Here is a 14,152-nt window from a genome sequence, read left to right as displayed (position 1 = left end):
ATGAAACATCTCTCTGCCAGAGGCTGGCTGCGATCCCTTGCCGTGTTGCTGTTACTGCATCCGGCTTCCACTTTCGCAGTGGTCTGTACCACTCAAGGGACGGGCGAAACCGAAATTCACGATGACCTGAGCAGTACGGTGGCAATCCCGGAGTCGATGCCTGACGGGGAAGTGGTATGGCGTTCCCAACCTCTGACTGTTCAGGTCGAGTGCGCCAGAGAGGGCTGGCAGCCCGAAGCGGAGGAGGTTTTTATCTACCTGAATCCGGACAATCGTTCGATCGGTCAGGGGATTCGCGCCGGACTGACGTTGCAGGGCATCGATCACCTGCAAGGCAGTGGTCGGGTCGGTACCGGCAGCTACATGCCGATGTGTCGCGAGGGTGAGAGCACGCTCGAAAACTGCCCGAAAGTGCGCTTTAGCCTGGCGTTTTCGGTATTTATCCAGAAGTTCGGCGCTACACCGTCCTCCGGCGTGGCCAGTGATCTGCTCGATTACCGGTTTTTTCAGCTGGGCGGCGCGACAGACCCGAGTCGGCTGTCAGGGCGCAGCCTCAGTTATGTGATCAATAACCTGCGGGGGCTGAGGTTCGTGGCCTGCGACGCCGATCTGCAAGTGCTCCCGGAAATCGTGGAATTTGGCGACGTTGCGATACACCAGGTGGCCATTGGCAAAGTGACCGCCACTCAGACATTCTCCCTGCTGACGAGCCGCAGCTGTGATTCGCCGTTCAGCATCGATGCGCGTTTCAGGCCGGTGACAGGCACTCTGTCTGGCGAGCTGCTGGTCCCCGTCGGTAATGATTCATTGGGGATACGCATTACCAGTGCAGTCAACGGTCAGCCGCTACGTTACAACGAGCCATTTCATCTGGCGGAATTGCTCGGCGAAACCAACACTGCCAGGGCGGACTTCAATGCCGAACTGCTATGGAATACCAGCACGCCACGGCCCGGACCGTTTAATGCCGAGGTGATGGTCGATCTGTTCTACAAATGACGGCGACAGGAGGCTCGGGCGGTTGTGCGGCGATTGATGTATGCTGCGCGGCCGCGGGCATTTGCCCGGCCAATTCGACTTTCTGGTGACACCATGACCACCCCTGAACAACCTCCTGTTCAAGACGCCGCAGCCGACTCCGTCGCAGACACTGAAAACAAGGCTGTCATTGCGCCTTTCAGCTTTCCGTTCAAGCCTTCGGAGTTTGCCCAGGCCAAAAAGGAGCCGGCGTGGCATCAGAAAAACAACAAGCACGGCCACCACAAGACCCCGGGCGTCGCGCCGGCTGGCACCCGCAGGTCGATGGGCAAGCGCTGATCGCCTGAGTGATCCTGCTCAGGCCGCCTGCAAGGGGATGAACAGGTAGGAAACCGGCTGCCGGTCAGTCACCTCGGCACCTTCCTGTTGCAAGGTGTCCAGAACGTGCTGGCCGGCGACGTGAAATTCCCACTTCGAGCCTTGGGCTTGTTCATCCTGCGCTGGATTTGCGACCTCTTCGATAGCGGCGGCAAACGCGCCCATGTCCGGCAGGTAGGCGACGAAACCGTTGCCCTTGAGGGCGGTGGTACGGATGCCGAGCTTCTGGCAAATCAGTTGTTTGGTCTCTATTTCATCCCGGTCGGCCTGACGCGACTGTTCGATCAGGTCTATCAGTTGCCTGTCGACCAGCCTGTCGTTGACGATAAGGTCAGGACCCTGCTCCCAGGACTCTGGCGGACAGCCTTTGTTCTCCGGGCGTAACGGGATGTGCGGGTTGATCTCCATCGGATAGATTCGGCACACCAGTGGCCGGCGCTCGTAGATGCGACACAGGTTTTTCTCGTCAAGATTCCGGCAGCGCCCCACGTTGTAGGCCGCGAAGGTGATCGCCACAAAGGCTGTCGTGCTGCCAGTGCTGACCTCGGTCGAGCGACGGCTGGCATGGGTCAGCTGCGTCTCGGAAACCCCATAGCCATTGCTCAAAAATGCTTCGGTCAGCACGATGACGTTGCCGCCATCTGCCGCCCATTGCGCGGCTTCGCCGAGCGTCAGCGGTACGTGATGGTCGGTGCAGCAGCCGCCACACCCCACGCAGGAAAACTTGGTGTCCATTATCTCGATGACCCGTCCAACAGGTAGGCGGCAAGCGACAACAATTGGTCACTCACTCGCTTGGTGTTTCTCGGGAAGCAAGTTGCGCGCCACTCGTCGGGCCGGTCAACAGCGGGCTCAGGCTGCGGGGGTGTCGAAACGCTTGAGATAAGCCATTGCGGATTTTTCATAAAGCCGCCGCGCCGCCAGGTTGTTTTCCATGACGTGAAGGTCGACCGATGCTTCATTGCGCGTATGCAGATGGGTGAACAAATGATTGAGCAGGGCGTGGCCGATCCCGTTGTGTCGCACATCAGGGTGCACAACCAGGTCCCTGATGAATGCGCTGGTCCAGCACACGATCACACCGACTACCGTTTCGTCACGCATGGCCAGAAAGCACAGCGATGGATCGCATTCAGGATCGTGTTCGAATGCAGCCAGCCAGTCCGGATAATCCGCCACGCAGCCTGCCGCGCTGCCATAACCCAGGGTCAGCAGGCGATGAACCTCTGCGGCTCGCTCAAGCGTAAAGGGATATGGCTGGATGCCAGGCGGCCAGGCCGGGATGGGCACTGGCACTGCAAGATCCCGACGCATCAGCCAGTAATGCGCGGCGGATGCATCGGTCAGGTTCGGACGTTGTGTGGCTGTGCGCTCAGGGATCAGAGCCCTTGGGCGACCACTGTGCGTGCGGCCTCGATCAGGCATTTGGTCAGCTCGGGTGACGAGAATTTGGTCAGCACGGCATTGGCCCCGGCAATCTGCGACTTCTCGCTGTTCATCGCGCTGTCGAGCGAGGTGTGCAGCAGGATGTAAAGGTCACTGAAGTCCGGGGTATCCCGCAGTGTGCGGGTGAGGGCGTAGCCGTCCATCTCCGACATCTCGATATCGGACACCACCACGTTGATCTGTCGCGCAGTACCCTGCAGGTCGAGCAAAACGTCGATGGCCTCTTTGGCACTGCGCGCCGTGTGGCATTCGAGGCCGAGATTGCGCAAGGTAATGATCGACTGCTGCAGGGCAACCTGACTGTCATCGACAACCAGAATACGCGCCTTGCTCAGCAGTTCCGCATCCTCTTTGGCCAGCTCTGTGGACTGCACGACGATCTGCGCAGGGGCGATACCGTGGATCACCTTCTCGATGTCCAGTACCTGTACCAGCACGCCGTCGACCTGCGTGACCCCGGTGATGAACGACTTGCTGCTCGACCCGTAGGGTGGCGGACGGATATCGGTGGTCAGGCAATGCACAATCTTGCTCACGGCCTGAACGTGCAGGCCCTGCTTCGAGCGGCTGACATCCGTGACGATCAGGCAGCCACCGTCTGGATCGGCCAGCGGTCGCTCGCCGATCGCACGACTCAGGTCGATAACCGACAGTGACGAACCCCGTAACGTCGCGATACCTTTGACGTGTGGGTGCGATTCGGGAAGATGGGTCAGAGGCGGGCAGGGAATGATCTCGCTGACCTTGAGCAGGTTGATCGCCATCAGCTTGCCGCTGCGCAACGTGAAGAGGAGCAGCGAAAGTGAATCTGCTCGGACGTTCTTGGACATATGAACCTTCTGGCTGTAGGTGTTTCGTCGCCTGGTAGCGGCAAACAACTTTCTATGACAGGTTATCGACCCGAGGCGGGCTGGCTTGAGGATTTTTAACCGACAGCCGAGCGCGCCGTTCGCTTGCCATTGGACGTCGTTGCACTGCACCGTGGCGGGCCCGAGAAACTGGCTGCCCATGCGCCGATAGTGGCAGTCTGGCTTCGGTTGAGTCAAACCGGGGGAGGGCGGCAGATTGTCGCTCTCTGCATTCCCACAACCTGTGTAGCGGGTTCGCACGTCATAGTGCTTTGCCAGAAAGGCGCCCTGCGACAAAATACCGCAGCTATATATAGAAGAAGAGCTGCGACAAACTGACGCACCCTTCTATATATAGAAGGGCTTTGCATCCGGCCCCTGCAAAAAACGTCCTGTCGGTCGTGCATCTGCTGCCGCGCAGACCACCTGGCCGGCAAATGCGTCCGTATGGCTGGCCAATGCTTGAGTTGCCGAATCAGACAGATGATCATCGCGCACGCCTCGGCTCAGCCAGGCCGTCCACCCTCGTCCAGGTTGCTCACGCACGCTGCATGGCGTTGACCAACCCCTTGATCAGTTCAGTAAGGTATGTGAATGAGCGACAACACGTTGTACCTGAGACGCGAAAAGCGCTTTCTGGTTTTGCTGGGCATTATCTGCCTGGCCCTGATCGGCGGCGCCCTGTACATGCAGATCGCCTTGGGCGAAGCGCCTTGCCCGCTGTGCATTCTGCAGCGTTACGCACTGTTGTTCATCGCCATTTTTGCGTTCATCGGTGCCGCCATGCCCGGACGTCGCAGCGTCACGGTGTTTGAAACCCTGGTCACCCTCAGTGCCCTTGGCGGTATTGCTGCTGCCGGCCGGCATGTCTGGATCCTCGCCCATCCGTCCGACAGCTGCGGCATCGATGTGCTGCAGCCGATTGTCGATGGCCTGCCATTGGCTACACTGTTCCCTACAGGGTTTCAGGTCAGCGGTTTCTGCACGACGCCATATCCGCCGGTTCTCGGATTGTCACTCGCGCAATGGGCGCTGACGGCGTTTGTCCTGACTGCAGTTCTGGTACCGGCGTGCATCGTCCGCAATCGCCGCAAACCTTACTAACTACAGGGGCTTTCGCTAAAAACGCCCCGTGAATACGGGGCTTTTTTCAGGTGAAATGAGGCGTTTGCAGGACGATTGTTACGCGTATAGAGAATAACTGTTACAAAATTAGGCATAGTCATTAAAAATTTACGTATCTACAATCCCCGTCACTTGTCGTTCAGCTTGGCCGAACGATCAGCATTTTGAGGCTTGGAGCGTCCCCTGTGCACTCTGAACAGGCAGCGCAACGCTTGCCTCTGAGGGCGTATAATGGCCGCGTCGAAAGCGTCTGCCCGAAGTTTTGGGCAGTTCCAGCAACTCAAAAAACAAGAATCCATAGCTAAACCCGGACTTGTCGATACGCCGCTGTGCGTACTGGCGGCCCTTGTTCAATTCAAAAAAATTAGCCGGCACTGGCAGGGCGAAGTGTTGGCGGTCGAAACCCAACTGCACCGCGCAAGCTGCTTTTAGAGGTCGTGAAATGAGTAAAAAAAGGTACCCCAGGTTTTTTGGCTTCTTGGCCCTTTTCTGTATGCTTTTGCTCAGTGGATGCGATGGCGTACCTCTGCTCGATCCAAAAGGGCAGGTGGGTATCGAGCAGCGGAACCTGATCATAATCGCAACGTTGCTGATGCTGATTGTCGTGATCCCGGTCATCCTGATGACCCTGATCTTCGCCTGGAAGTATCGCGCGTCGAACAAGGCTGCCAAGTACACGCCGGACTGGTCTCACTCCACCAAGATCGAAATCGCAGTCTGGGGCGTACCCATGCTGTTGCTGGTCTTCCTGGGGTACATCACTTACGTCTCGACTCACTCGCTGGACCCTTACCGTCCGCTTGATTCGGACGTCAAGCCGATCACCATCCAGGCGATCTCGGTTGACTGGAAGTGGGTGTTCGTCTACCCGGACTACGGCATTGCCACGGTCAACAAGATCGTGTTCCCGGCCAAGACTCCGATCAACTTCCAGGTCACCTCGGACAGCGTGATGAACTCGTTCTTCATCCCGGGTCTGGGTGGTCAGATCTACGCGATGGCGGGCATGCACACCAAGCTGCACCTCATTGCCAACGAGAATCACGAATTCAACGGTATTTCGGCCAACTACAGTGGCGCAGGCTTTACCGGCATGAAGTTCAAGGCCATCGCTACCAGCCAGGCTGATTTCGACAGCTGGGTCAGCGAAGTCAAGAGCTCGCCCAAAAAGCTTGGCACGGCCGAATACGCCGAGTTGATCAAGCCGAGCGAACGCAACCCTGTCGAACTCTTTTCCTCGGTCACCCCGAACCTGTTCCAGATCGTCATCGACAAGTATGAAGGTATGAATCCAGGCAAGAAGGTTGTTGCTGGTGAGAAGGAAGTAGCCGGTGAGGCTGGTGCGGAAAAAGGCAAAAATTCAGCTGCTGGGGCAGAGGAGTAAACGATGTTTGGCAAATTAAGTCTGGAAGCGGTGCCGTTCCACGAGCCCATAGTCATGGTGACACTTGCCATGATCGCGCTCGGCGGCATTGCGGTTGTCGGGTTGATCACCTATTTCCGCAAGTGGACGTACTTGTGGTCTGAGTGGTTGACCTCTGTCGACCACAAGAAAATCGGTGTGATGTACATCGTCGTTGCCATGGTCATGCTGCTGCGCGGTTTTGCCGACGCGATCATGATGCGTACCCAACTGGCGATGGCCCAGAACGGTTCCGAAGGGTTCCTTCCGCCTGAGCACTATGACCAGATCTTCACCGCTCACGGTGTGATCATGATCATCTTCATGGCGATGCCGTTCTTCACGGGCCTGATGAACATCGTTCTGCCTCTGCAGATCGGCGCTCGCGACGTGGCGTTCCCGTTCCTGAACTCCCTGAGCTTCTGGCTGCTGGTCGCAGGTATGCTGCTGATCAACATCTCTCTGGGTGTCGGTGAGTTCGCCAAGACCGGCTGGGTCGCGTATCCACCTCTTTCCGGGTTGCAATACAGTCCTGGCGTAGGGGTCGACTACTACATCTGGGCGCTACAGTTATCCGGGTTAGGTACGACGCTGACGGGGGTCAACTTCCTCGTGACCGTTCTGAAAATGCGTACCCCTGGCATGAAGCTGATGGACATGCCGATCTTCACCTGGACCTGCACCTGGGCAAACATCCTGATCGTGGCTTCGTTCCCGATCCTGACCGCTACCCTGGCGTTCCTGACCCTTGACCGCTACCTGGACTTCCACATTTTCACGAACGAAATGGGCGGTAACCCCATGATGTACGTGAACCTGTTCTGGGCGTGGGGTCACCCTGAGGTGTACATCCTGATCCTGCCGGCCTTCGGCGTGTTCTCGGAAGTCATCTCCACGTTCTCCGGCAAGCGTTTGTTCGGCCACAAGTCGATGATCTTCGCCTCTGGTGCGATCTGTATCCTGGGCTTCATGGTCTGGCTGCACCACTTCTTCACCATGGGTGCGGGTGCCAACGTCAACGCCTTCTTCGGTCTGGCGACGATGCTGATTGCGATCCCGACGGGGGTGAAGCTGTTCAACTGGCTGTTCACCATGTATCAGGGCCGTCTGCGCTTCACTGCGCCGGTGCTCTGGACCCTGGGCTTCATGGTCACCTTCTCGATCGGCGGCATGACCGGCGTTCTGTTGGCGATCCCGGGTGCCGACTTCGTGCTGCACAACAGCCTGTTCGTAATCGCTCACTTCCACAACGTCATCATCGGCGGTGCGGTATTCGGTTACATCGCCGGCTTCGCGTTCTGGTTCCCTAAAGCGTTCGGTTTCACCCTGAACGAGAAGTGGGGCAAGGCAGCGTTCTGGTTCTGGATCGTCGGCTTCTTCGTCGCATTCATGCCGCTGTACGCGCTGGGCTTCCTGGGCATGACCCGTCGTCTGAACGCTACTGACATGCCAGAGTGGAACATCTACCTGGACGTCGCGCTGTTCGGTGCCGTGTTGATCGCCATGGGTATCGCTTCGCAGCTGATCCAGCTGTTCGTGAGTATCCGTGACCGCGACAACAACCGCGATCTGACCGGTGACCCATGGAATGGCCATACCCTGGAATGGTCCACTTCTTCGCCTCCACCGTTCTACAACTTTGCCGAGCTGCCAAAAGCTGACGACATCGACCCGTTCACCGATGCAAAACGTGCCGGTACCGCTTACAAGGTTCCTGCCCGCTACTCGGCGATCCACATGCCTAACAACACGGCTACCGGCCTGTACATGGGTATGTTGCTGACGGTCTTCGGCTTCGCATTCATCTGGCACATCTGGTGGCTGGTAGGCGCAAGCCTGGTTGCGACCATTGCTGTCTTCGTTGCTCACGCCATGCGTGACGACCAGGGCTACATGGTGCCTGCTGAAGATGTAGCGCGTATTGAAGGTGAGCATCACAAGGTCCTGGCGGCCAACGGTGCATACACTCCTGTCAAGTCCTCGCTGGAACAGGTTTAAACAATGTCAAATATTGCAATCAACTCCGGAGCCCACGATCACGGTCACGACCATGATCATGGGCATGACGATCACCACGACAGCGGTGGCATGACGGTCTACGGCTTCTGGCTGTACCTGATGACCGACTGCGTGTTGTTCGCCTCGTTCTTCGCGGTGTACGCCGTGATGGTCAACAGTGTCGCGGGCGGTCCTTCGGGCCAGGACATCTTCCTGCTGCCATTCGTGGCAGTGGAAACCGCGTTCCTGTTGGTCAGTAGTATCACTTATGGCTTCGCCATGCTGGCACTGTACAAGGGCAATAAAAGCCAGGTACTGGGTTGGCTGGCACTGACCTTTCTGTGCGGTGCTGCCTTTATCGGCATGGAAATCTATGAGTTCCATCACCTGATCGAAGAGGGCTTCGGTCCTAGCCGCAGCGGCTTCCTGTCAGCGTTCTTCGCGCTGGTAGGCCTGCACGGCGCCCACGTGACCAGCGGTCTGATCTGGATGGCGATCATGATGTTCCAGGTCCAGAAAAAGGGCCTGACCAACACCAACAAGACGCGCCTGAGCTGCCTGAGCCTGTTCTGGCACTTCCTGGACGTTGTCTGGATCGGCGTGTTCACCGTTGTCTATCTGATGGGAGCTTTGTAATGTCAAATTCGCATCACTCCGCTGAAGACAATAGTCACGGCTCAGTGAAGTCGTACGTCATCGGTTTCGTACTGTCGATCATCCTGACCGCCATTCCGTTTGCCCTGGTGATGTCACCTTCACTGCCGAAGGACATGACGATCGCAATCGTTCTAGTCTTCGCGATCATCCAGATTCTGGTGCACCTGCATTACTTCCTGCATCTGGACTTCACGAGCGTGCAACGTAACAACGTGATGGCCTTCGCCTTTACCACGATGGTTATCGTCCTGCTGGTCGGCTTGTCGCTGTGGATCATTTTCAGCGTCCACCGCGAAATGATGGCGCATTGAGGAATACCAGATGTCACTGAAGCACTTTATCCAAATCACCAAGCCGGGGATCATTTTCGGTAACGTGCTTTCGGTGGCAGGTGGCTTTTTTCTGGCTTCCAAGGGAAATATCGATTTCGGCGTTTTCCTTGCGGCGGTCATCGGTACTTCCCTGGTCGTTGCGTCCGGTTGTGTGTTCAATAACTGCATCGATCGCGATATCGATCAGCGAATGGAAAGAACCCGTAACCGGGTTCTGGTGCAGGGCCTGGTTTCACTGAAACTGGCGCTGCTCTACGCAACCCTGCTCGGTATCGCAGGCGTTGGCCTGCTGTACACCGAGGCCAATCCGTTGGCCGCACTGTTTGCAGTGATCGGGTTCGTGATCTACGTCGGCCTTTACAGCCTGTACCTGAAACGCAGATCCGTTCACGGCACGCTGGTGGGCAGTCTTTCGGGGGCCATGCCGCCGGTGATTGGCTACTGCGCAGTGAGCAACAGCTTCGACTTTGCGGCCCTGACGCTACTGGTGATGTTCAGCCTGTGGCAGATGCCGCATTCGTATGCGATCGCCATCTTCCGCTTCAATGATTACCGTGCTGCGAAGATTCCGGTTCTGCCGGTCAAGCGCGGCATTCTGGTTACCAAGCGCCACATCATGCTCTACATCCTGGCGTTCCTCGTAGCGACCCTGATGTTGACCGTCGGTGGCTACGCGGGCCTCAACTACCTGGCTGTCGCAGCGGGTATGGGCATGTACTGGCTGTACATGGCCTGGAAGGGCTACAAGGCCGTTGACGATACTGTCTGGGCTCGCAAGCTGTTCGTGTTTTCGATCTTCACCATTACTGCCTTGAGCGTGATGATGTCGGTCGACTTTCAGGTGACGAAAGAATTGCTGGTGACTTACGCCTTCTGATTTCACTTGATACGCGATATGAAAAAACCCCGTCCTGCGAAGAACGGGGTTTTTTTTGGGTGTCGATCTACACTGGATGAAAGGCAGGGTATGCCGACAGTTTTTCGGCGGCTGTAAACGCCTGTTTGCAGGGCGTTTTTGACCTTTCATGGAAAATCAGGAGCGCTTGCCGCATGATGTGCCGTTTTCAAGCGACCTGTTACGGATATCCGGTTTCCGAGCCCGCCAGGGCTGATCATGATTATGGCTGCTACCCATGATGTCTTCAGAAAGTCAGAACCCCACGCCCAGCCCTTTGGTTTCCATCATTGCCCCTTGCTACAACGCCGAGCGATTTCTCGAGGTCGCGATTCAGAGCATCTTTGCTCAGGACTACGAGAACTTCGAGGTCATCATCGTTGACGATGGCTCGACCGACAACAGCATCGCGATGCTTGAGTCCCTGCAGCAACGCTATCCTTTCCAGCTTTATCGCCAGGCCAATCAGGGCGTCAGTGCTGCCCTCAACCATGGTCTGCGTTACGCCAAAGGCGTTTACCTCTCCACGCCGGACCTGGATGACATCATGCTTCCCTCCTCGGTGCGGATTCGTGCCGAGTATCTGGACAATCACCCTGCAGTAGGCTGTGTCGGCGCATTGGTCAGCTACATGGATGGCGACGGCAAGGAAATCAAACGTCAGTCTCGCGATCACATCGAGCGGCTGACGTTCGATGACATATTGCGCGACGCGGTGGTCGTCGGCGCGCCGGTCGCTCTGTACCGCATGAAGGCCATCAAGGATGCGAACGGCTATGACCCGCAGATAAAGGTTCAGGATTTTCAGGCAACACTGAAAATCGCTCATCTGGGCTATGAAATTCATGTGCTCCCCGAGATCGTCACACGCTATCGGCGGCACCCGAACAACCTTTCGCGCAAGTACAAGGTGTTGCTTGAGGCTGACCTGAAGAGCATCGAGCCTTATCGGGATCATCGCGAATACCAGAGCGGTCGCACTCAGGCCATCAACAAGGCCTTGAAATACGCTGCGGTCGCGGACAAGCGATATGCCTGGAGTCTGTTGTTTTCCATCCCGTGGAGGCAGATCAACAGAACGACCTTGCGGCGCTGCAAGCGTTTGCTCCTGAGCTATCGGTGAGCGCGGCCTGACTGTGCAAAAAAACATGTGATTGAAGATATGAAATTCATCGAGCTGTTAAAAAACAGAAAAATACGCAAGCAGCTGCGCAAACTCGACAAACTGGAGAGGCTTGCGCAGAAGATCAGACTGCAATACCCGCGAGCCGAAGTGGGTGTAGGCACGTACGGCGCGCCGGATATCGTCGAGTTTGGTGATGACTCCGTGCTGCGCGTAGGGTCCTACACTTCGATTGCTGAAGGGGTGAGGATTCTGCTGGGTGGTGAGCACCGCACAGACTGGATCACGACCTATCCATTTCCCGCAATGGTCGAGCAATTGGCAGATATCAAGGATTACTCCCCCAGCAAGGGTGATGTCACCATTGGCAGTGACTGCTGGATCTGCGCCAACGCGCTCATCGTGTCAGGCGTCACGATCGGTCACGGTGCAATCGTCGGTGCTGGTGCGATGGTTGTACGCGATGTCGCCCCCTATTCGGTTGTCGGTGGTAATCCGTGCAAATTCATCCGTTGGCGCTTTGAAGAGGATGTTCGTCAACTGCTGCTGCAGACGGCCTGGTGGGACTGGCCCATGGAGGAAGTCAAATCCGTGGCACGGACCTTGTGCAGCTCGGACATGGACGCCTTCCTCTCATACGTTCTCCAGCGCCAGGCCACATCACGGCCATTGGGCAACTGACTGGCCGCAAAAGCGCCTGTGCGTTCGGACCTGCTTCAGAAATGCCATGTCGGTTTGCATTTATTTCGAGCCTCATGGCCCGAATGATCTGGCAGAATAAGGCATTGGCCTGACTCGACCAGGCAGTCGCTAAAATGATAGAGGGCGTTATGAGTCAAGAAAGCATCAACTGGGACACTCTGGGTTTTGATTACATCAAGACCGACAAGCGCTACCTTTCTCATTGGCGCGACGGTGCCTGGGATCAGGGCTCACTGACCGAGGACAACACGCTGCATATCAGCGAAGGGTCGACCGCGCTGCATTATGGTCAGCAGTGCTTCGAGGGGCTCAAGGCCTACCGCTGCAAGGATGGCTCGATCAATCTGTTCCGTCCCGATCAGAACGCCCAGCGCATGCAGCGCAGCTGCTCCCGCCTGTTGATGCCCCATGTCCCGACCGATGTGTTCATTGAAGCCTGCAAGCAAGTGGTCAAGGCCAACGAACGCTTCATCCCGCCTTACGGTTCCGGCGGTGCGCTGTACCTGCGCCCGTTCGTCATCGGTGTGGGTGACAACATCGGTGTGCGCACGGCGCCTGAGTTCATCTTCTCGATTTTCTGCATTCCGGTGGGCGCTTATTTCAAGGGTGGCCTGAAGCCGAACAATTTCGTCATCTCCGGCTACGACCGCGCTGCGCCCAACGGTACAGGCGCGGCCAAGGTCGGCGGTAACTATGCTGCCAGCCTGATGCCTGGTTCTGAAGCCAAGAAGCACAGCTTTGCAGATTGCATCTATCTCGATCCGCAGACCCACTCCAAGATCGAGGAAGTGGGTTCGGCCAACTTCTTTGCCATCACCAAGGACGATGTGTTCCTGACGCCCAAGTCACCATCGGTGCTGCCGGGGATCACCCGCCTGTCGTTGATCGAACTGGCGAAATCCCGCCTGGGCCTTACGGTCGAAGAGGGGGATGTATTCATCGACCAGCTCGGCGAGTTCAAGGAAGCGGGCGCATGCGGTACGGCTGCGGTCATTACTCCGATCGGCGGGATTTCCTACAAGGACAACCTGCACGTGTTCTACAGCCAGACCGAAGTCGGTCCTGTGACTCAGCGTCTGTACAAGGAGCTGACCGGCGTTCAGTCCGGTGACATCGAGGCGCCAGCCGGCTGGATCGTCAAGGTCTGATGAGCTGACCCGGATCGTTCCAGCGTCGAACGCTGGAACGATCCTCGACCCAATGCTCAGGCTTCAGGTGTTTTCCCTTCCTCAAGCGGCTCCTTCGCCGGCCCCAGCACGATCGCCAGATGCCGCAAGTCGTCGACCTCCAGGCCATAGCTTTTGCCTGACGGGCTCTGTGTGACCGTTCCCAACGCATACACCGTGAAAAACTTCACGTCCTCCGCATGGCTCAGCAGCTCACTGATGTAGCGGCTGGAGCGATAGGCCTGCATCTGCGCGGGCGACACGTAGAGCGTCACCAGTTTGCCGTCAAGACGGTCGAAGAACCTGAACTTGAAACCCAGCCCGTAACGCTGCTCGACCAGACCACCTCCGAACAGCACCCGGCCGTTATCGCCTGATTGCGCGTATTTGATATGGCGAAAATACGAGCGCAGCGACACTTCTCCCTGGCCCGGAATTTTCAGCTTCAGCAGCTTGAAGTCTTCCAGTGACAGCTCTGCCTTGGCCTGCCGATAGCTGTCCACCAGCCGCTCGAGGTTATTGGTGCGTGTTTCGCTGTAGCGAGCAGTCGGCGGCTTGGCAGGTTCTGTGACCGGAAGCGTTGCAGCAGGGCGCTGAGCGCCAGCATCGGGTCTTTCCGGGCCGGACGCGTCTTTGGTCGGCGCTTTGATGACCGGGTCGAAGATATCGATGTAATCGTCCAGCTTGCGTTTGGCCTTGCGCAGGCGTGTCTGGACATCGGTTTCTTCGACCGGATCGTTCGGTTCTTCCTCTGCTTCTGCGCGCTCATCCACCCATTCGCAGCCCGAGTGATGGTCGTAATGCGGGTTGGCGCGAAAGTGCGCGGCGACGAAGGTCGGGTTGTCCTGTGGCTTCACGTCATAGCGAACCCCGGTAACCTTCGCGCCTATTGCCCTGCACGCCTCGGTCGAGCAGAGAAACTCGAAGCGTGCGCGTGGCGGCTCCTGAGAGAAGTATTCGCGTCGGGCAGCGGCGATCGACAGCTCCTGCTGCAGTTCCACACAGTACGCACGGGTGATGGGTTTGCTGGGCTTCATGCTCGTTTGGCTGCCTTCCAGTGAAAGTTGCCTTAACACGCTATTTCACCCGGACACGCCTTGCA

At 57.3% G+C, this 14,152-nt stretch carries 16 protein-coding genes; 12 read left to right on the top strand and 4 right to left on the bottom strand.

Annotated elements, in window-relative coordinates; all coding sequences use genetic code 11:
• Together LIX91_RS05030 and LIX91_RS05025 are read left to right on the top strand one after the other, a co-directional pair.
• Positions 1–999, top strand: coding sequence for a fimbrial protein (locus tag LIX91_RS05030; RefSeq protein WP_003415291.1), 999 nt, complete (start codon positions 1–3; stop codon positions 997–999).
• A gap of 93 nt (positions 1,000–1,092) precedes the next feature.
• Positions 1,093–1,317 carry a hypothetical protein gene (locus LIX91_RS05025; protein ID WP_003415292.1) on the top strand — a complete coding sequence of 75 codons (225 nt, stop codon included), beginning with the start codon at positions 1,093–1,095 and terminating at the stop codon, positions 1,315–1,317.
• 18 nt (positions 1,318–1,335) lie between these two features.
• Here the strand turns inward: LIX91_RS05025 and LIX91_RS05020 are convergent, their stop codons facing one another.
• The 3 genes from LIX91_RS05020 to LIX91_RS05010 form a co-directional block, all read right to left on the bottom strand.
• Positions 1,336–2,091, bottom strand: coding sequence for a YkgJ family cysteine cluster protein (locus LIX91_RS05020; RefSeq protein WP_003415294.1), 756 nt, complete (start codon positions 2,089–2,091; stop codon positions 1,336–1,338).
• A 117-nt stretch (positions 2,092–2,208) separates the two neighbouring features.
• The gene (locus tag LIX91_RS05015; RefSeq protein ID WP_032702658.1) at positions 2,209–2,670 is read right to left on the bottom strand and encodes a GNAT family N-acetyltransferase; all 462 of its coding nucleotides are present in this window, start codon (positions 2,668–2,670) and stop codon (positions 2,209–2,211) included.
• A gap of 65 nt (positions 2,671–2,735) precedes the next feature.
• A complete protein-coding gene (locus tag LIX91_RS05010; protein WP_003408993.1) occupies positions 2,736–3,632 on the bottom strand; it encodes a chemotaxis protein in 897 nt (298 codons plus the stop codon).
• A gap of 612 nt (positions 3,633–4,244) precedes the next feature.
• On the opposite strand from LIX91_RS05010, the gene LIX91_RS05005 reads away from it, so the two are divergent.
• The 10 genes from LIX91_RS05005 to LIX91_RS04960 all read left to right on the top strand — a co-directional run bounded on the left by LIX91_RS05005 (position 4,245) and on the right by LIX91_RS04960 (position 13,032).
• The gene (locus tag LIX91_RS05005; RefSeq protein ID WP_003415299.1) at positions 4,245–4,754 is read left to right on the top strand and encodes a disulfide bond formation protein B; all 510 of its coding nucleotides are present in this window, start codon (positions 4,245–4,247) and stop codon (positions 4,752–4,754) included.
• A 252-nt stretch (positions 4,755–5,006) separates the two neighbouring features.
• Entirely contained in the window at positions 5,007–5,207 is a 201-nt protein-coding gene (locus LIX91_RS05000) for a hypothetical protein (RefSeq protein WP_003314077.1), read from the top strand.
• 10 nt (positions 5,208–5,217) lie between these two features.
• Positions 5,218–6,159 (top strand): ubiquinol oxidase subunit II, encoded by a 942-nt coding sequence (gene cyoA / locus LIX91_RS04995; RefSeq protein WP_025990861.1) that lies wholly within the window; start codon positions 5,218–5,220, stop codon positions 6,157–6,159.
• A 3-nt stretch (positions 6,160–6,162) separates the two neighbouring features.
• Positions 6,163–8,175, top strand: coding sequence for a cytochrome o ubiquinol oxidase subunit I (gene cyoB, locus LIX91_RS04990; RefSeq protein WP_003408998.1), 2,013 nt, complete (start codon positions 6,163–6,165; stop codon positions 8,173–8,175).
• Positions 8,176–8,178: 3 nt separating this feature from the next.
• On the top strand, positions 8,179–8,811 hold the full coding sequence (locus LIX91_RS04985; RefSeq protein ID WP_003409001.1) for a cytochrome o ubiquinol oxidase subunit III: 633 nt from the start codon (positions 8,179–8,181) through the stop codon (positions 8,809–8,811).
• On the top strand, positions 8,811–9,143 hold the full coding sequence (cyoD, locus tag LIX91_RS04980; RefSeq protein ID WP_003409003.1) for a cytochrome o ubiquinol oxidase subunit IV: 333 nt from the start codon (positions 8,811–8,813) through the stop codon (positions 9,141–9,143). Before LIX91_RS04985 ends, cyoD begins: the two co-directional genes overlap by 1 nt.
• A gap of 10 nt (positions 9,144–9,153) precedes the next feature.
• Entirely contained in the window at positions 9,154–10,041 is an 888-nt protein-coding gene (gene cyoE / locus LIX91_RS04975) for a heme o synthase (RefSeq protein ID WP_003314082.1), read from the top strand.
• A gap of 256 nt (positions 10,042–10,297) precedes the next feature.
• Entirely contained in the window at positions 10,298–11,182 is an 885-nt protein-coding gene (locus LIX91_RS04970) for a glycosyltransferase family 2 protein (RefSeq protein WP_032702646.1), read from the top strand.
• A gap of 39 nt (positions 11,183–11,221) precedes the next feature.
• The gene (locus tag LIX91_RS04965) at positions 11,222–11,863 is read left to right on the top strand and encodes a CatB-related O-acetyltransferase (RefSeq protein WP_004402969.1); all 642 of its coding nucleotides are present in this window, start codon (positions 11,222–11,224) and stop codon (positions 11,861–11,863) included.
• Between the two features lie 149 nt (positions 11,864–12,012).
• The gene (locus LIX91_RS04960; protein WP_003314085.1) at positions 12,013–13,032 is read left to right on the top strand and encodes a branched-chain amino acid aminotransferase; all 1,020 of its coding nucleotides are present in this window, start codon (positions 12,013–12,015) and stop codon (positions 13,030–13,032) included.
• A 56-nt stretch (positions 13,033–13,088) separates the two neighbouring features.
• Here the strand turns inward: LIX91_RS04960 and LIX91_RS04955 are convergent, their stop codons facing one another.
• Positions 13,089–14,087, bottom strand: a complete 999-nt coding sequence (locus LIX91_RS04955; protein WP_003415307.1) for a hypothetical protein — start codon at positions 14,085–14,087, stop codon at positions 13,089–13,091.
• Between the last annotated feature and the right edge of the window lie 65 nt (positions 14,088–14,152).

This window comes from Pseudomonas sp. B20, from assembly GCF_020515755.1.
Taxonomy (GTDB): domain Bacteria; phylum Pseudomonadota; class Gammaproteobacteria; order Pseudomonadales; family Pseudomonadaceae; genus Aquipseudomonas; species Aquipseudomonas syringae.
Note: the sequence above shows the minus strand (reverse complement) of the source record. Positions and strands in the feature narration are given on the sequence as shown.